Annotated in this window: 15 protein-coding genes and 2 tRNA genes; 11 read left to right on the top strand and 6 right to left on the bottom strand. The window is 68.9% G+C overall.

What is annotated here, in order from left to right; all coding sequences use genetic code 11:
- Positions 1–64: 64 nt before the first annotated feature.
- Positions 65–1,081: a C40 family peptidase gene (locus AMIS_RS44510; RefSeq protein ID WP_014448104.1), complete on the top strand. Its 1,017-nt coding sequence runs from the start codon at positions 65–67 to the stop codon at positions 1,079–1,081.
- A gap of 270 nt (positions 1,082–1,351) precedes the next feature.
- Entirely contained in the window at positions 1,352–1,882 is a 531-nt protein-coding gene (locus AMIS_RS39515) for a YbhB/YbcL family Raf kinase inhibitor-like protein (protein WP_014448103.1), read from the top strand.
- Between the two features lie 67 nt (positions 1,883–1,949).
- On the opposite strand, the gene AMIS_RS39510 is transcribed toward AMIS_RS39515, so the two are convergent.
- On the bottom strand, positions 1,950–2,663 hold the full coding sequence (locus tag AMIS_RS39510) for a class I SAM-dependent methyltransferase (RefSeq protein ID WP_014448102.1): 714 nt from the start codon (positions 2,661–2,663) through the stop codon (positions 1,950–1,952).
- A gap of 276 nt (positions 2,664–2,939) precedes the next feature.
- On the opposite strand from AMIS_RS39510, the gene AMIS_RS39505 reads away from it, so the two are divergent.
- Entirely contained in the window at positions 2,940–4,928 is a 1,989-nt protein-coding gene (locus AMIS_RS39505; RefSeq protein WP_014448101.1) for a glycosyltransferase family protein, read from the top strand.
- Here AMIS_RS39505 and AMIS_RS39500 read toward each other — a convergent pair whose 3' ends face one another.
- Complete coding sequence (locus AMIS_RS39500; protein ID WP_051042649.1) at positions 4,929–5,645, bottom strand: IucA/IucC family C-terminal-domain containing protein; 717 nt, start codon at positions 5,643–5,645, stop codon at positions 4,929–4,931. It lies immediately after the preceding gene.
- A 327-nt stretch (positions 5,646–5,972) separates the two neighbouring features.
- On the opposite strand from AMIS_RS39500, the gene AMIS_RS39495 reads away from it, so the two are divergent.
- Positions 5,973–7,502, top strand: a complete 1,530-nt coding sequence (locus tag AMIS_RS39495; protein WP_014448099.1) for a peptide deformylase — start codon at positions 5,973–5,975, stop codon at positions 7,500–7,502.
- 14 nt (positions 7,503–7,516) lie between these two features.
- Here AMIS_RS39495 and AMIS_RS39490 read toward each other — a convergent pair whose 3' ends face one another.
- Entirely contained in the window at positions 7,517–8,629 is a 1,113-nt protein-coding gene (locus AMIS_RS39490) for a globin domain-containing protein (RefSeq protein WP_014448098.1), read from the bottom strand.
- A gap of 117 nt (positions 8,630–8,746) precedes the next feature.
- On the opposite strand from AMIS_RS39490, the gene AMIS_RS39485 reads away from it, so the two are divergent.
- Positions 8,747–9,523 carry a CPBP family intramembrane glutamic endopeptidase gene (locus tag AMIS_RS39485; RefSeq protein WP_014448097.1) on the top strand — a complete coding sequence of 259 codons (777 nt, stop codon included), beginning with the start codon at positions 8,747–8,749 and terminating at the stop codon, positions 9,521–9,523.
- On the opposite strand, the gene AMIS_RS41115 is transcribed toward AMIS_RS39485, so the two are convergent.
- Positions 9,481–10,218: a hypothetical protein gene (locus AMIS_RS41115; RefSeq protein WP_014448096.1), complete on the bottom strand. Its 738-nt coding sequence runs from the start codon at positions 10,216–10,218 to the stop codon at positions 9,481–9,483. The two genes, AMIS_RS39485 and AMIS_RS41115, sit on opposite strands and share 43 nt — an antisense overlap.
- On the opposite strand from AMIS_RS41115, the gene AMIS_RS45075 reads away from it, so the two are divergent.
- From AMIS_RS45075 to AMIS_RS39460, 5 genes are all read left to right on the top strand, one after another.
- The gene (locus tag AMIS_RS45075; RefSeq protein ID WP_386933776.1) at positions 10,133–10,411 is read left to right on the top strand and encodes a hypothetical protein; all 279 of its coding nucleotides are present in this window, start codon (positions 10,133–10,135) and stop codon (positions 10,409–10,411) included. The genes AMIS_RS41115 and AMIS_RS45075 overlap by 86 nt on opposite strands.
- Positions 10,412–10,757: 346 nt before the next feature.
- A tRNA-Ser gene (locus AMIS_RS39475) sits at positions 10,758–10,847 on the top strand.
- Positions 10,848–10,888: 41 nt separating this feature from the next.
- Positions 10,889–10,961 (top strand) — tRNA-Arg (locus AMIS_RS39470).
- 285 nt (positions 10,962–11,246) lie between these two features.
- Complete coding sequence (locus tag AMIS_RS39465) at positions 11,247–12,476, top strand: serine hydrolase domain-containing protein (protein WP_014448095.1); 1,230 nt, start codon at positions 11,247–11,249, stop codon at positions 12,474–12,476.
- 89 nt (positions 12,477–12,565) lie between these two features.
- Complete coding sequence (locus AMIS_RS39460) at positions 12,566–13,768, top strand: alpha/beta hydrolase (protein ID WP_014448094.1); 1,203 nt, start codon at positions 12,566–12,568, stop codon at positions 13,766–13,768.
- 217 nt (positions 13,769–13,985) lie between these two features.
- On the opposite strand, the gene AMIS_RS39455 is transcribed toward AMIS_RS39460, so the two are convergent.
- Positions 13,986–14,843: an alpha/beta hydrolase gene (locus AMIS_RS39455; RefSeq protein ID WP_051042338.1), complete on the bottom strand. Its 858-nt coding sequence runs from the start codon at positions 14,841–14,843 to the stop codon at positions 13,986–13,988.
- A 253-nt stretch (positions 14,844–15,096) separates the two neighbouring features.
- On the opposite strand from AMIS_RS39455, the gene AMIS_RS39450 reads away from it, so the two are divergent.
- Positions 15,097–15,660: a TetR/AcrR family transcriptional regulator gene (locus AMIS_RS39450; protein ID WP_014448092.1), complete on the top strand. Its 564-nt coding sequence runs from the start codon at positions 15,097–15,099 to the stop codon at positions 15,658–15,660.
- Between the two features lie 124 nt (positions 15,661–15,784).
- Here AMIS_RS39450 and AMIS_RS39445 read toward each other — a convergent pair whose 3' ends face one another.
- On the bottom strand, positions 15,785–16,705 hold the full coding sequence (locus AMIS_RS39445; protein ID WP_014448091.1) for an SDR family NAD(P)-dependent oxidoreductase: 921 nt from the start codon (positions 16,703–16,705) through the stop codon (positions 15,785–15,787).
- Between the last annotated feature and the right edge of the window lie 281 nt (positions 16,706–16,986).

The following is a 16,986-nucleotide window of genomic DNA, read 5'->3' as shown; positions in this document are numbered from 1 at the left end:
GGATTCGCGTGAGTGCCCCGGGCCTATTTCGGAGGCAACACTGCACGGTTCGTCCACCCGCCGGGTGCTGACCGCGGGCGCGCTTGCGCTCGCCGTCATCGCACCGGCCCTAGAGCCCGCCGAGCACGCCGCGGAAGCTGTACCCGCGCCCCTGCCGGCCACACCGGAGGCCCCCGGTCTCCACAACCTCCCGGATCTCACCCCCGGACTGCTCGAGGATCGGCTGATGGCCCAGCAGCGGGTGTCCCGTTCGATTCTCCGCCGGCCCGCCGCGCTGAGGATGCGGCCGGTCGGCTCGCCCGTGCTGCGGGCAGCCAAGAATCCCGCGTTGCGGCTTCCCAAGATCTCCGGCCTCGGGGTTTCCAACATCCGCGTCGCGGAGCGCGCGGGAGCCAGCGCCGCAGACCGCGGCGGAAGCGGCGCCGCAGAACACGGCGGAACCGGCGCCGCGGAGCGCGGTGGAACCAGCGCCGAACGCGCCGGAGCTCGTATCGTGGAGCGCGCCGGCCTCCGTGTCGGGGAGCGCGGTGGCGGCCGCGCCGGAATCCGCGTCGACGGCCGCGTCGGTGGTCGTGTCGACGGCCGCGCCGGGAACCGCCGCGCCGGCGGCCGTGTCGACGGCCGGGTCGCGAGCCGGGTTGCGGTGCGACAGAAGCGTGTGACGGTCGCGACGCGCGGCGCCGTCTCGGTGCGCAAGACCACCCGCAGCACCACGACCCGGCGACTGCGCGCGGCAGGCGGCGGCCGGGACATGAGCGCGGTGATCGCTTTCGCCCGGTCCCAGGTCGGCAAGCGGTACGTGCCGGGCGGTGAGGGGCCGCACGGGTTCGACTGCTCGGGATTCACGAAGCGCGCCTACGCCAAGGTCGGCTTCAGCCTGCCGCACTCCTCGGGCGGGCAGGCGCGGCGGGCCCGCAACGTGGCCCGCTCCCAGGCGCGCCCCGGTGACCTGGTCGTCGGTCCCGGTCACGTCGGGATCTACATGGGCCGCGGCATGATGATCGACGCGGGGAACAGCCGGACCGGAGTGGTCTACCGCAAGGTCTACCGCGGTCTGCGAGTGGCGCGGCTGGGCAGATGACCCGGACAGCAGTAGGCACCCGCCACATGACGGGTGCCCACTCGCGGTATCGCAACCGGGCGCGGGGATCTCTGCCGCACACACCCGGTCGGATGTCTGACAGAAGCATCACCCAGCTTGCTCCCAGCTGTGCGCACCACCTGTGCGTTTACCCGTTGGAGTGACGACCGGCCGGAACACGGGACGAAAGACGCCTGTGACATCAGACGGTTAATGTCGGCGCTTAGTGGAAAACCTGATCAGTTACTCACCATGCCGCCGGAGGCCTTCATGAGTCTTGACCGTGCCCTGGCTCCCGACCCGTACGATCTTTTGCCGCAGGTCCCGTCCTTCACGGTGACCAGCACGGACGTGACGGACGGGCAGCCGCTCGACGAGCTTTACGCGCACACCAGCGTCGGCGGGAAAAACCTGTCGCCGCAGCTGTCCTGGTCCGGTTTCCCGGACGAGACGCGCGGGTTCGTGGTGACCTGCTTCGATCCGGACGCCCCGACGGGCAGCGGGTTCTGGCACTGGGTGCTGGTGAACCTGCCGGTCTCGGTCACCTCGCTGGAGCGGGGCGTCGAGCCGCTGCCGGACGGCGCGTTCTGCGTCCGCAACGACTACGGCGAGCGCAACTACGGTGGTTCCGCGCCGCCGCCCGGTGACCGCCCGCACCGCTACGTCTTCGCCGTGCACGCGATCGACGTGGACGGCCTCGAGGTGACGCCGGACGCCTCTCCGGCGTACGTCGGCTTCAACCTCGCCTTCCACACCGTGGCCCGGGCCACCATCCGCCCGACCTTCCAGGTGCGTGGCTGAGCGCCGGGATCGAGAAAAGGCCGCCGGTTTCCCGGCGGCCTTTCTCACACCCTCATGGGTACGCCGGTCAGCGCGGCACCCGGGCGACGCAGAAGACCGACTGGCCGAACGGCGGCTTGGCGATCCGCTCGGCGGCCTTGGTCACCGGCAGCACCAGCGAGTCGTAGATCTTGACCATCGGGCCCTCCTTCGGCGCCAGCTTGAAGATGCTGGTCGCCGTGTAGTACCCGAGGAGGCCGAGCGCGTTCGCGTAGTGGATCTTCTCGATCTCCAGGCCGGCGTCGACGAACGCCGCGGAGAGCGTCTTCTTCGTGTACCGCCGGATGTGGCCGGTCGCGTAGTCGACGTCACTCATCGCGAACATGAACGCGGGCACGATGATGATCACTCGGCCGCCGGGGCGGACCAGGTCCTTCATGCTGCTGAGCGCGCCGACGTGGTCCTCGATGTGCTCGAGGACGTTGTAGGACACGGCCGCGCTGTACTCCCCGTTCGACTCCGGCGCGGGCAGGAGCATCTGCTTCACGTCGATGTTCGGGTAGTCCGCCATCCGCTCCTTGAGCAGGACGAGGCGGTCCGGGTCGGCCTCGGTCGCGGTGAACCGCGGAAGGTGCTCCGCCCACTCGATGGCGTAGTCACCGAGGCCACTCCCGATTTCGATCGGGTTGTCCCCGAGGTACGGGAGAGCAAGCTCGACGAACCACCGGCGGTGGTTCACGGCCGTAGCGAGGCCTTCGAGCACTTCGGACTGGATCCGCTGGTCTCCAGTGATGTCTGCCATAGGTGAGGTTCCCTCATCTTGCCGATCTGAGCTGACAGCGGGACCGGAGAAGTTAACCACTTGAAGCGCCTAACCGAAAGTTGAGCACGGGTCACCGCCGATTTCTTGGCTTGATTGAGACATAGGTCGCTCCGTACACGTATGGGTTACGCGTCGAAAGCTCCCAGCGACTGCACAGGGCCGAGCGGATGGAAATCGCGCGTACATATCGGCTCTATCACGCATCGGGCGCTCACCGCTGAACTCTTCGGAACCTCGGTTAGGCTCGCCGATGCTATGACGATTACGGGTTTTGACTCGACAGGCCAGTCGACCGGGGAGAACGTTCTTCCGCCCCGCCAAGTGACCGCCGCCGACGACCTGGACGCGGAGCTGATCGCCCTCGAGGGCGATGTCGTGACCCCGACGCGCCCCGCCGTCGCGCCGGCGGTGGAAACCGTTGATGAGCAGGAGATACGCCCTGCCCGACGCCGCCTCCCGTGGCGTGCGCTCACCTGGCGGGACGTCTGTGCCATCGGGTCGTTCCTGGCTGTCGCCCTCTTCGTCACGGCGCCGTTGTGGCTCAATCTTGATCATGAACTGCGCGATGATCCTCAGGATCAGGCATTCTTCGAGTGGATGCTGGCGCATGGTGCCCGAGTGCTCACGGATGGCGTCTATCCGTTCTTCTCGGACCGCTTGAATTACCCCGACGGGGTGAACATGATGGCCAACACCTCAGTGTTGGCCGTTTCCTTGCCACTGACGCCGATCACTCTTCTGTTCGGGCCACATGTGGCGTTCAACGTATTTCTCACCGGTGCATTGGCATTAACCGGTACTTCGTGGTATCTGGTGCTCTCGCGCCGGTTCGTCGCGTCTCGGCTGGCGGCCTGGGTCGGCGCTCTCTTCTGCACCTTCGCGCCGAGCATGGTCTCGCACGCCGGCGGCCACCCGAACATCGTCTCGCAGTTCCTCGTTCCGCTGATCATCTGGCGCACCCTGGAGCTGCGCAGGCCGCGCCGGGTCGTGCGGAACGGCCTGCTCCTTGCCGGTCTGCTGATCTGGCAGGCCTTCATCAACCTCGAGATCCTCTTCATGACCGCGGTCGCGCTGGGGATCTTCTGTGCGGTGATGGCGATCGTGCGGCGCCGGAGCCACCGCGGCGAGGTGCTCACCTTCCTGCGCGCCCTCGGCGTCGCCGCGGCGACCACCCTGGCCGTTCTGGCCTACCCGCTGAGCGTGCAGTTCTTCGGTCCGCAGAGCTACCACGGCCTCGCCGAGTTCGTCCGGCACTTCGGCGCCGACCTGGGGTCCTTCACCGCGTACGCGAGCCGTTCGGTGGCCGGCAACGAGGCGGTGGCGGCCGGCCTCACGCAGAACCCGGCGGAGGAGAACGCGTTCTTCGGCTGGGGCCTGGTGATCCTCTTCGTCGGTCTGGTGCTCTGGATGCGCCGGACCGCGACGGTGGTGGCGATCGGCGGTATCACGATCTTCTTCGCGGCGATGTCGCTCGGACCGCGCATCTACCTGAACGGTGTGAACACCGGCGTCCCCGGCATCTGGTCATTGCTGCACAGCGTCCCGGTGCTCAACTCGGCCGTCCCGACCCGGTGGGCCATGGCGATCGCGCCGATGGTCGGCATCATCCTGGCGCTCGGCTGCCAGCGGGCCGCCGACATGATCCGAACCCAGCCGCAGTCCCGTGGCCCGGTCCGGGTGGCGATGATCACCGCGGTGGCGATGGCGCTCGTGCCGCTCGCCCCGACCCCGCTGCGGACCACGCTGATGGAACCGGTCCCCGAGTTCGTCACGTCCGGCGCCTGGAAGCAGTTCGTCGACGACGAGCACACGATGGTCACCCTGCCGCTGCCGGATTCCAACTACCCGGACCCGCTGCGCTGGTCGGCGTACACCGGTCAGGACATGCGGATCGCCGGGGCGTACGCGCTGCTGCCCAATCAGGACCCACGCAACCCGGACGACCGCACCGCGATCTTCTCGCCGCCGTGGCGCCCGACCAGCGGCCTGATCACCTCGGTCCGGCAGGGCAATCCGATTCCGGAGATCACCGACACCCGGCGCGAGATGACCCTGGCCGACCTGCGGTTCTGGAAAGCCGGCGTGGTGGTGCTGACGCCGCAGGCCCGGGACATCGAGATGCTGCGGACGTTCTCCGAGCTGATCGGCTTCCGCCCGACCTGGACCGAGGGCGTGTGGATGTGGGACGTGCGCGCGCTCGTCGACAACCCCGACGCGACGGTCACCGCGATCGGGATGAAGTGATCACTTGATGCAGCAGCCCGGGCAGACCTTCGGCTTGGGCAGCGTGAAGGCCAGGCAGCAGGTCTTGCGGCGGACGTCGAGCTTGCCGCTCGGGCCCGGGTAGAGCTCGATCAGGTCGCGGACGCCCAGCGTGCCGAGCAGCCGGTCGATGCTCTCCGCGGACGAGCCGGGAAGCGCGTCCGCTGAGCGCAGCACGCCGTAGGCGATGCCGGACGCGAGTGAGCCGAGCAGCGTCCGCTTGCCGAGGCGGACCCGGTCGTGGATCGCGTCGAGCAGCGGGCCGAGGTGCTCGTCGAAGACGGCCCGGCGGAACTCGGCGAGCAGCGCGTCCTCGTCACCGACCACGCGCACCCGCGGGTGGCCGACGAGCGCGAGCGGGTCGCCGGGCAGGACCGCGACCGTGATGTCCGACCGCATGCCGAGGCTGACCAGTGGGCGCGGGTCGTCGAAGTGGATGACCGTGTCGGTGGCGGTGAGCAGCGGGACGCGGCGCGCGGAGGCCCAGCCGAGAACGGCCGGCAGGGTGAGCCAGTAGGTGTACGCCTTCCAGGCGAGCGCGGCGGCCGCGTGCGGCTGCGCGTTCCAGCGGTGGGAGGCGTTGTCGAGGAGGGTCTCCAGGTGCACGTCGGCGAGCCGGGCCGCAGGCGTCCAGCCGACGAGGTCGTGCACCACCAGATCGGGAGCGAGGCCGGGAATCTCGGTGCTCGTGCCGAACATGGCACGCAGCGTGGTCGTCACCGGAGCGAGGGGCTGATCGGTGAGCCGGGACCGAGAGAGTTCCAGGGTGCTGCTCACGGGCACCGCTATCTCCTCGCCGGGATCTACTGCAAAGGTCTGAGGCGACCCACCGTACCCGGTTAAGGGTAGCCTAACCACACTCTTGAGCGGGATGTTTCGGACGAATACCCTCGGCGAGAATTACTTTACGTAGCGTTGCGCTCTTGCCGGATTCGTCAAGGTATCTGTCGGCAACGCGCTACTAGCACCTTGTGGACACGGAGCGCCAGCGACACTGAACGTGCCGTCGCGAAGGGGACATCCGTGATGACCACCTCGCCCATTGAACGGGCCGCAGACCAGTTCGTTACGGCGCTTGCGCAATGGCGGGTCGAGCGCGGAATGACCAAGAAGCAGCTTGCCGCGCGCATGGGCTTCGATCCCTCCTACGTCAGTCACGTCGAGGGACGCCGCCACAAGCCGACCGAGGACTTCGCCCGCCGGGCCGAGGCGGTGCTCGGCGCCGGCGGCATGATCTGGCAGCGCTTCCAGGAGTACGACGAGCTCCGGCACGCCCGCGGCTCCGCACTCCACCGTGACCCGCCGGTGCCCGTCCAGTGGCTGCCGCCGGGGACCGGGCTCGTGGTCGAGCAGGAGGTCGCCGAGCTGGCGTACACCGACGGGGCCTATCGCTGCCGCGTCCGCCGGGACCTCTACAACGCCGGGGTCGAGCCGGTCACCCGCTATCTCGTGAAGATCGCCGTGGATCGGTACCCGCACGACCCGGCCGGCTCCAACCGTCACCACCGGGAGAACCCGCTCTCCTTCGAGGAGATGGACGTGGAGGCCCGGGCCGGTGAGGGCAGCGCGGCCGAGCCGATGCAGTGGCGGGTCAAGCTCGACCGGGACGCGGCCAAGGAGATCTGGCTGCTGTTCGCGAACGACCGCGGCCAGTTCCCGCTCTACCCCGGGGAGCGGACCACGATCGAGTACGCGTACACGGTCGGCGAGGAGAAATGGGGCCAGTGGTTCCAGCGCGCCGTCCGGCTGCCGACCCGATCGCTGACCGTCCGGCTCAACCTGCCGGAGAACTTCGAACCACAGGTATGGGGTGTGGAGGCGTCCCTCGCCGCCGAGGTGCCCGTCCGTACCCCGCTGGAACGCCGCACCGAGGGAGGTCGCGCCATTTTCGAGTGGTCAACCGACGCGCCCCTGCTCAACGCCCGGTACCGGCTGGAATGGCGGTACCGCGGCGCCGACGCTCCGATCTACGACGAAATCGGGCCGCCGGAGCCGGTCCTGCCCCGCGCCTCCCACCGGATGCGGGGCATCGGCATCATCCAGCGCGGGTCCGATCTGCTCCGGCAGCGGGCCCGGCATTTCCAGCTGCCCCGGGAGAGCAACGCCGCCCAGGAGACCGTGACCCGGCTGCTCACGTCGCTGGGCCGGCTGCAGGACCTGCACGAGTTCAGCAAGGGCGTGGGCCTGGCCGCGACCCAGATCGGGGTGCCGGTGGCGGCCGCCGTGGTCCAGCCGCCGGAGTACGACGCCCAGCCGATCGTCCTGCTCAACCCGCGCATCGTCGGCGAGTCCACCGACTGCGACGACCAGTACGAAGGCTGCCTCTCCTTCTTCGACTACCGAGGCCTCGTCACCCGGCCGCTGCGGATCGACGTGGAGCACGCCCGGTTCGACGGGACCCGGGTGGTGACCTCGTTCGACCGGGCGCTGGCCCGGCTGATCAGTCACGAGATCGACCACCTGGAAGGCCGCCTCTACGTCGACCGGATGACACCAGACGCGAAACTGGTGCCGGTCGCGCAGTACCAGCAGACCGGACGTCCCTGGGACTACTAGTCCTCCGAGGGCTCTCAGGCCTCGGTGAAGCTGTCGTACTTGATCCGGACCGAGGGCACCTGGAGTTCCGCGAGCGTCTTCAGGGTGGCCTTCACCATCCGGCCGGAGCCGGAGACGAAGAAGTCGTGCTCCTGCCACGGGCCGTACCGGGCCACCACGTCCGAGATGTTGCCCTGCTCGCCCGGGAACGTCGGGTCGTCGCTGCACGCGGTCACCACCGACAGCCAGGGATACCGCGCCGCCAGCCGGTTCAGGTCGGCCAGGTCGTACAGCTCGTCCCGGGTCCGTGCGCCGAAGAAGACGTGCACCCAGCGGGTCCGGTTGTACCGGGTCAGCTCCTCCAGCAGGGACTTGACCGGGGCCAGACCGGTGCCGCCGGCCACGAACACCGCGTCCCGTGTCGAGCGGCGGTCCAGCGTCATCGTGCCCATCGGCGCGGCGACCTTGATCATGTCGCCGACCTGGAGACGCCGTACCAGGGCACTGGAAACCCAGCCGGCGCCGACCGCACGGACATGGAACTCGATGGTGTTGTCGCGCCTCGGCGCGTTCGCCGGTGAATAGGTCCGCCAGAGCCGCGGCTGATACTTGGTGCATTCGATGCTCAGGTATTGCCCGGCGCGGAACTCCAGCGGCTGCATCGGCAGCACCGTGAGGACGGCGATGTCCTGCGCCCGGCGCTCGTGGGCGACCACCTCGGCGTACCAGTACGGCGGATTGGGGTCGGCGTCCGCGCCGGCCAGCATCTTCGAGGCGATCACCGCGTACGCGTCGGCCCACGCCTGGTCGTAGTCGACGCCCCACTGCTCGCCGGCGAAGGACCGCATCGCCTCGATCAGCGCCCCGCCGACGATCTCGTAGTGTTCCGGTTCCACGTGGAACTTGCGGTGATCCCGTCCCAGGCCGCGCAGGTAGTCGTCGAACTTCTCCGGATCCTCCAGCGTCTGCACCGCCGTCACGATCGCGTGCAGCAGGCGGGTCCGCTGGACGTCCATGTGCACCGGGAAGAGGTCTCGCAGATCCGGATGCGACAGGAACATGCGGGCGTAGAAGTAGCCGGCCACCTTGTCCTGATGTTCCTCGACGAGACTCCAGCTCTCCTTGAGCAAGCGTGCGAGGTCTCCCATGGATTCAGAGTGGTCAGCACAGTCAGGTACACGACGCACGCGAAGTGCGACTCGTCACGGCTCCCGGCGCGTCGCTTGGGGAATTGAGGGCGTTTATGCCTGCCGTAAAGTTGCCCGGTGACCCTCGAAGAGCGCCGGCGGGGCACCCGGCGGGTGTACACCACTGAGATCGTCATCGTGCTGCTGCTCTCGCTCGGCCAGTCGGCCGCCTACGCGATCGTGTCGCTGGCCGCCAAACTGACCGCCGCCCAGCCGCTCGCGCAGCAGACCGCGGTGCTCAACGCGCCCCAGTCGGCGCGTCCCTACCTCGACCTCACCCGGCAGCTGCTCGGCATCTTCTTCGAGCTGATCCCGGTCGCGCTGGTGCTCTTCCTGCTCTGGCGCGACCACATCGCGCCGAGCCGGGAGCTCGGCATCGACTACCGGCGACCCCGCTTCGACCTGGGCTGGGGCTTCGGGCTGGCCGCGGCCATCGGAATTCCCGGCCTTCTTCTGGTGTACGTGTCACTGCAGCTCGGCATCAACGCCCAGATCGTGCCGTCGGCCCTCGCGCCGTACTGGTGGACGGTCCCGGTGCTGATCCTGTCCGCCCTGCAGAACGCCATCCTCGAAGAGGTCATAGTCGTCGGTTACCTGCTCACCCGGCTGCGCACGATGGCCGTCTCCCCGGCCTCGATGATCGCGATCTCCGCCGTGGTGCGCGGGTCCTACCACCTCTACCAGGGCTTCGGCGCCTTCATCGGCAACGCCGTGATGGGCGTCGTCTTCGCGATCTTCTTCCTGAAGACGAAACGGGTGATGCCGCTGATCGTCGCGCACTCCCTGCTCGACATCACCGCGTTCGTCGGCTATCAGCTGCTGCCCGACTCCTGGCTGGACTGGCTGACCGTGTAAAGCCGCCGGGCCCGTACCGCTGTCGCCTCGACACCGGTGCGACCGGCCAGGACGGCCGCCACCAGGAGCGTGCCGGGAAGTCGCCGGTCGACGAGCTTCAGCGCGAGCCAGCCCGCCGCCTCCGGCGCCGTGAACCGGGCGCAGGCCAGGATGTCGTCGGCCCGGCGCGGATCCACCGGGTCCCGACCGTGGATCGCGGCCAGGTGCAACACCAGCTCGGCGTGCGTCAGCGCGGCACTGCCCGCGACCGCCACCGGAGAGTACGGGCCGGCGAGCGCACCGAGGATCCCGCGCCGGCTCGCGGAGCGGGTGAAGCGCTGCACCGTGAGGTGGACCAGACCCGCGGTGGTGGCCGAGGGGTAGGTGGCCCGGAGCGCGGTGATCTGGTCACGGGCTCGGGGGCCGAGGGTGCGGACGGCTGCCTCGGCGAGGGTGCGCGGTGAGCGGGCCGGGTCGGCGAGGAGCTGGGACAGCAGGTCGGCCGGGGGTGCTTCCGGGAGTGGGGCTGTTGTCTTCGCCGCCTTGCGAGGGGCGGCGGGCTTCGGCGGGGTCGCCTTGACCGGGGCGGCCTTGGCCGGAGTTGTCTTGGTTGCGGCGGCTTTGGCCGGGGTGGCTTTGATCGGCGCTGCTTTGGCGGGCGCGGCTTCGATCGGGGCGGCTTTGACGGGCGCTGCTTTGACCGGGGCTGCTTTCACCGGTGTTGCCTTGGCCGGCGTGGTTTTTCGGGGGGCTCGCGGCCTCTTCGGCTCGACGACCGGGTCCTCGGGGGCCGCCGGCTGGGCCGGGACCGCTTTTCGTGTGGGCTTGCGCACGCTCGGCGCCGGCTTCGGGGCGGCCGGGGGCGGCGGGGGTGCTTCACGCGTACCCGATGGTGGCTCTGCGGAGTGACCTTCGGCACCCGGGCCGGGACGCGGGGGCTGGAAAGTGACCGCCGGCGGGGCACCGCGGCGGGCCGGCCGCTTGGCGGAGGCCGGCCGCTCGGGCGAATCGGCGGACGGCTGCGACGGCGTTTGCGGCTTTTGCTCGGGCGTGGCGAACGGCGCCCGCGGATCACGGGCGCGCGGGGCCTCCCGGCGGGTGTTCTCCTCCATCGCACGCAGCCTAGTCGCTGATGCGACGTTTCGCCTGTTGGCGGACCGCTTGGGCAGATCTTTGGTGGGTCTGTCGCGCCCCTCTTTGTGCGGCGTCCCGAGGGTCCGGTATTGTCAAGCCTCGGTGGCCGCAGGGTCGCCGAGGAGACTTCGCCTAGTCTGGTCTATGGCGCCGCACTGCTAATGCGGTTTGGGTTTATCGCCCATCCCGGGTTCGAATCCCGGAGTCTCCGCGCGAAAGTCGGTGTTGTAGGCTGACTGAGCAAGTGAGAGAGCGCCCGTAGCTCAATGGATAGAGCATCTGACTACGGATCAGAAGGTTAGGGGTTCGAGTCCCTTCGGGCGCACTTCATTGAAAGGCCGTGACTTGCGGGAACGCATGTCACGGCCTTTCTGTTTCCCATCTCGGCCTCGCGTTTCCAGGCTGGTGGGACTGTGGTGAACAGGTCGCATGTTGATCGTCGCTGTGGCAGCGTCGCCGGGATCCTCTTTGCGCGGAGTTCGGCGCGCGGCGCGGTTTCGAGGCGGCCTCAGCTCCAGGGTGGCGGGCCTTCTGTCCCTCGTGCGAGGGACAGCCGAGTGTCCACTGTGTGGTGACGTTTTCCCTTAGCGATCTCTCTAGCGTCGTCGGCATGAGGAAATCACTTGTGGCCGTCATGGTCGCGGCGACGGTGGCGGGAGCTGCCGTGGCCGGTATCGGAGATGCTCAGGCCGCGACCATCGACTCGCTGACGCCTGTCGCGTTCCGGCCCGGTCTGAGCGCCACGTTGCAGGCCGACGCGGACGCACTGCGGAAGTACGGCGCACCGGGCGTGCTGGTCGAACTGGACACATGGCGCCGCGACGTCCGAGTGCGTAGTGGTTACGGCAACGTTGCGAAGAGCACCCCGGTGCCTTGGGACGCGAAGTTCCGGATCGGAAGCTTCACCAAGCCGTTCGTGGCGGCGACCGTGCTGCAGCTCGTCGGCGAACGCAGGCTGTCGCTGGACGACAAGGTCGAACGGTTTTTGCCCGGCCTGATCCGGGGCAACGGTAACGACGGCCGGAGGATCACCGTCCGGCAGCTTCTGCAGCACACCAGCGGCCTGCCCGAGTACACCAACGCCATGGCCGCCCTGGGTACCGAGGAGGGATTCCAGGAGTCGCGCCTGCGTACCTGGACAAACGCCGAACTCGTCGGCCTGGCCATGCAGTTCCCGGCCGACTTCGCGCCCGGCTCGCGGTGGAGTTACTCCAACACCGGGTACGTCGTAGCCTCGATGATCATCGAGAAGGTCACCGGCCACACCTGGCAGCAGGAGGTCCGCGATCGGATCGTCCGGCCGCTCGGCCTGCGCAACACCTATCTGCCCGGCACCACGCCGACGATCCCGCGCCCGCACGCGGTGGGCTACCAGCGGTTCCCCGGCCCGGACGCTACGCCGGAGGATCCCCGCTACGGCGAACCGATCGACGCCACGCTGTTGAACCCGTCCCTGGCCGGCCCCGCCGGTGAGATGATCAGCACCGCGGACGACGCCAACACCTTCCTGCGGGCACTGGTGACCGGCAAGGTGCTCAAGCGCGCCCAGCTCGTCGAGATGCAACGCACCGTGGAAACCGACGACAATCTGCGAGGCAGGTGGCCCGGCGCTCGATACGGCCTGGGCATCGTGTGGGCGGACAACTCGTGCGGCGGCTACTGGAGCCACGGCGGCGACATCCCCGGCTTCATGACCCGCAACGGCGTCTCCCCGGACGGCTCCCGCAGCGTCACCGTGTCGATCAACACCGATTCGCTCAAGCCGGATCCCGGTGTGCGGATGCCTGCGGTGGACATCACTACCGACCTGGTCGACCACGCCCTCTGCAACGTCCGCTGAGCCCTTCGGCAGGTGGGGCCGCGCCTTGCGTCCGACGGTCGCGGCCCCACCTGCTGGATGCCGGCCATCGCCGAAGAAGGACATGTGACATGAGAACTGCAAAGAAGTACGGGAACCTGCTCATCGTCCTCGCCTGCGCCGCTGTGCTCACCGCAGGTACCGAGGTCGCCAACGCGGACGTAGCTGCCAAGCCCGCCACGTCCGGCTGGGACAGCATCACCCGAGAGCAGGTACGGATCGACCTCGGCAACGGCTGGGTCACCAAGGCCGAACTGACCTATCCGAGCGCCGCCCACGGGCATCTACCGATGGTCGTGTTCCTGCACGGCAGCGGACGCAACGACATGAACCAGACGCTGCCGGGTGGCAAGGGTTCGACCTTCGTAGGGCTCGCGCAGGCAGCCGGCCGTGCGGGTTACGCGACCTTGCGCTTCAACAAGCGCGGAGTGAGCGACATCGGGCCGGTACGGACCACCGATCCTGCCCAGCTGGAGCCACCGCGGCCCTACCACCGGACCCAGCAGGATGCCGCCGCCGTGCTCCGGTTCGCGGCCAGGTCACCGCGGGTGGACCCTTCGAAGATCTTCCTGCTCGGCCACAGCGAAGGCACCAACGTGGCCGCCAACCTGGCCGCCGATCCGCACAACTTCGGCATCCCGAAGCCGGCCGGGGTGATCGCGATGGCCGTCCTCGGCAAGCCGGTCAAGCAACTTCTGACGTTCCAGGTCTACGGTCGCCTGCCGCTGCAGCTGCACGACGAGTTCGACCTCGACGGCGATGGCCGGCTGACCGCCACCGAGGCAACCGACGGTCTGGTGGGCCAGCCGCAACCGGTCGCCGACCTGTTCCGCTCCGTCCTGCTCGACGGCAAGAAGATCAAGGCCAGCACCGACACCGACCATGACGGTCAGATCGCCATCGACGCGGAGGCCGGTGCGGTGCTGCGTAAGATCACCGGCATTGACGCGTACCCGGCCATCCCAGGCCTGGACCCCTTCCTGGTCAGCTACATCAAAGACCTCGCCCGCTTCCCGGACGCCGGGAAGGCACTGCCCCGGTTCTCCGGCCCGGCGCTGCTGCTCAACGGCGAGAACGACCTGGAAACCCCGGCCCGAGCGGCGCTCACCGCGGACGCCGCAATGGCGGCGGCCGGCAACAAGGATCACAGAGTGGTCATCTATCCCGGAATGGGACACACCATGAATGTGTCTCCGAAGTTCGCGGACGAACTGGGCGAACCCGACCAGCAGGTGATCAACGATGTCCAGGGATGGCTCGAGGCGCACCGTTGAGAGCGGCGATCTCAAGCCGAGCCCGCGATGACCACCGGCGGACAGACCAGGGGCCGGTCAGGTGACCGCGTCCCGCCATCGCAGGAGACGCCGGACGCCGTCGAGGTCTCGCAAGCCCATGGCGCGGCGGGTAGCCGTACTCGTCGAAGTCTCGAGCGAGCCAGCCGGAGCCCGTCCCGAAGTCTGTTCGGCGAGGGCACCGAGCATGGTGCGCAGTTCACGACGCTGGGACCTCGCCCTCGCGGAAGTGGCGGACGATCGCGTCGAGGAACCGGTCCGAGGCACGCCGGGAGGTCTCGGCCTCGGGGGCGAACGACATGAACGCGTGGTAGGCCCCGGGGACGAGGTGCAGCTCGGTCGGCACGCCGCTGCCGATCAGCGTCCTGGCGTACCGCAGCGCTTCACCGACGAACAGGTCGAGTTGACCCACGACGATGTACGCGGGGGCCACGCCGGCCGCCTCGATGGCCCGGGCGGGTGCCGCGTACGCGGGGACGTCGGGACCGGCGTGCGCCTCGCCCAGCACCGACTGCCAGGCGAAGCGATTGCTGTGCGCCGTCCAGACGAACTCGCCCGCGTACGGCAGGGGGTCCGGTTCGGTGTCGGTCCCGGTCCGGTCGTCGAGCATCGGGTACTGCAGGAACTGCGCCGACAGGCTCACTTCCGCGCGGTCGCGGGCCAGCAGCGCGAGGCCCGCCGCGAGCCCACCGCCTCCGCTCTCTCCGGCGACGGCGATGCGACCGGCCGGGAACCCCAGGTCGGCGGCTGCGGTGTGCAGCCACGTGAGCACGGTGTAGCAGTCCTCCAGGCCGGCCGGGTACGGGTTCTCGGGCGCGAGCCGGTAGTCGACCGCCACCACCACGCAGCCCGCGGTGTGGGCGAAGTGCCGGCTCTGAGCGTCGTAGCCGACGGAGCTACCCATGATCATTCCGCCGCCGTGCAGGAAGATCAGAGCTCCGCGGGCGGTGTCGCCGGCGGGTGTGTACACCCGGACCGGGATGAAGGTCCCGTCCGCACGTGGCACCTGCCGTTCCACGGTGGTGACGCCCGGTGCGTCCGGCGCCGACAGCGCCATGGCATCGACCGCCGGTCGGAAGTCCGCCAGTGTTTCCGCGGAAACCCCGAAGGGCGGAACCGCGTCCAGAGCCACTCGCAACTGCGGCTCGACCTGGTCCCTGCTACTGAGAGTCGATGGCGCCACGGTAATTCTCCTCGGTGAGACATCTCCGCATGTCAGCGGCTGACATCAAAGTAGCACGTCATGTCAGTTGCTGTCATCGGATCCCCGCCGCGCGACGACAGCGACAGACATCACCTACACTCGGCGCGTGGGCAGATGGACACCGAATGCGCGCGGGCGCCTGGAGACGGCGGCACTGGAGCTCTACGACGAGCACGGATACGACCAGGTCACCGTCACCCAGATCGCCGAATGCGCGGGACTGACCGAGCGCACCTACTTCCGGCACTTCGCGGACAAGCGCGAGGTCCTCTTCGGCGGGTCCCAGCTGCTGCACGATCATCTCGTCCAGCGCGTGACCGACGCACCGCCCTCTGCAGCCCCGTGGGCGGCGGTGACCGCCGCGCTGAGCACCGCGGGTGATGTCTTCCCGGCCGACCGCGAGTCCTCCCGCCAGCGCCAGCGCGTCATCACGGCACACCCGGGGCTGCTGGAGCGGGAACTGATCAAGCTGGCCAGCCTTTCCGAGGCGCTGGCTGACGCCCTGCAGCGGCGGGGAGTCCCGGCCCGCACGGCCCGCCTGACCGCCGACACGGCGATCGCGGTCTTCAAGGCCGCGTTCGCCCGCTGGCTGGAGACACCGGAGCAGCCGGACTTCGCCACACTCGTACGCGAGGCCAGTGAGGAACAGCGAGCCGTCGTCGGGGGATAGCTGCGCCCGCAGGCGGATGCCGTCGCCGGAAGACGGACCAGACGACGGGGGTTCATGGTGGGGCAACGCCGGGGTGGACGACTATCTCGTCGTCCTTGTTGGCGGCCGCCGCCGCCCCCGCCGGTCATAGGTTCACCTCGTGCAGCCGCACCGCCTCGAGGTAGTCCCACAGGGCACGCTCGCGCTCGACGTCGTAAGACTCGTTCGACGAGGGCGTCACGCGGCTGCGGTCGACGTACGAGCCGGACGGTGCGGGCGTACGTCCGGTGACGGTGGCGGCGAGCCGCCGTCCGGCCGTCGCGGCGTTGTCGATGGCGGGCGTCACCGTGAGCAACGGCACGACCCGGTCGTTGAGGAAGCGAGCAAAGGGTTTGGCGTGCCGGCCGTGCCCGGTGGCGGGGACCAGGCCGGGGCTGTGCGCGACGATGTCCACGCCGTCGGGCAGGCGCCTCGACCACTCGTGCACCAGGTACACCGCCGCGAGCCTGCTCGTCGCGTACGCGGTGTACCCGGCCGCGACGGTCGCCGGCGACGGGAAGGCGCCCGGCCGAGCCAGGACACTCGGGTCAGCCCAGCGTGGCGCGGGGGTCAGTCCGTACGTGTGTCGTAGATCCCCGAAGTGTGTGCCGCTGTTCGTGAGCACGATCCGGGCCGGGCTGACGAGCCGGGACTCGAGTGCACGCAGCAGCAGATGGTTGGCGAGCACGTTCACGGCGAAGGTGGTCTCCAGGCCATCCGGTGTGGTGTGCAGGGCATCGGTGAACTGGACGCCCGCGTTGCCGACGAACCCGCGCAGTGGCGGGAGTTCTCCCGCGTCGAGCAGGGCACTCACCGTTCGGCCCGCCGACTCGACGCTGTCGATACTTGCCAGTTCGGTGTTCACGACCGTGACCCGGTCGTGGGCCCGCAGCTCACGCATCGCCTCGGCGCTGGTGGACTCTCGTGCGAGGACGACGAGCCGGAGCTGCGGGTCGTCGTGCAACAGGGCGGCAGCTGCGAAGCGTCCGATCCCTCGGGTTGCGCCTGTCATGACGAGTGTGTGCATGTCTTGCTCCATTCCATTGCGCATAGGCATCGGGGCCCCGAGCACGCTTTCTAACAACGTTAGGATTTCTTACGGCGTTAGGCTATGCGCGGCGAGACGGTGACGTCAAGGAAGGGCGCAAGGGGAGCGGTCCACGCGGGTGAGCAGGACGCGGTGAAGGGATCGCTCGATCACAACGCCGGCGACGCTCTCCATCGGTCCTTCCGCGCCTTGCTGGTCAGGGCCTTGTCCCCCGACAGAGCTACGCGCAGGTGTCCACTGTGCGGTGACGATCTCCGGGT

Source organism: Actinoplanes missouriensis 431 (assembly GCF_000284295.1).
In the GTDB taxonomy this organism is placed as follows: Bacteria; Actinomycetota; Actinomycetes; order Mycobacteriales; family Micromonosporaceae; genus Actinoplanes; species Actinoplanes missouriensis.
Note: the sequence above shows the minus strand (reverse complement) of the source record. Positions and strands in the feature narration are given on the sequence as shown.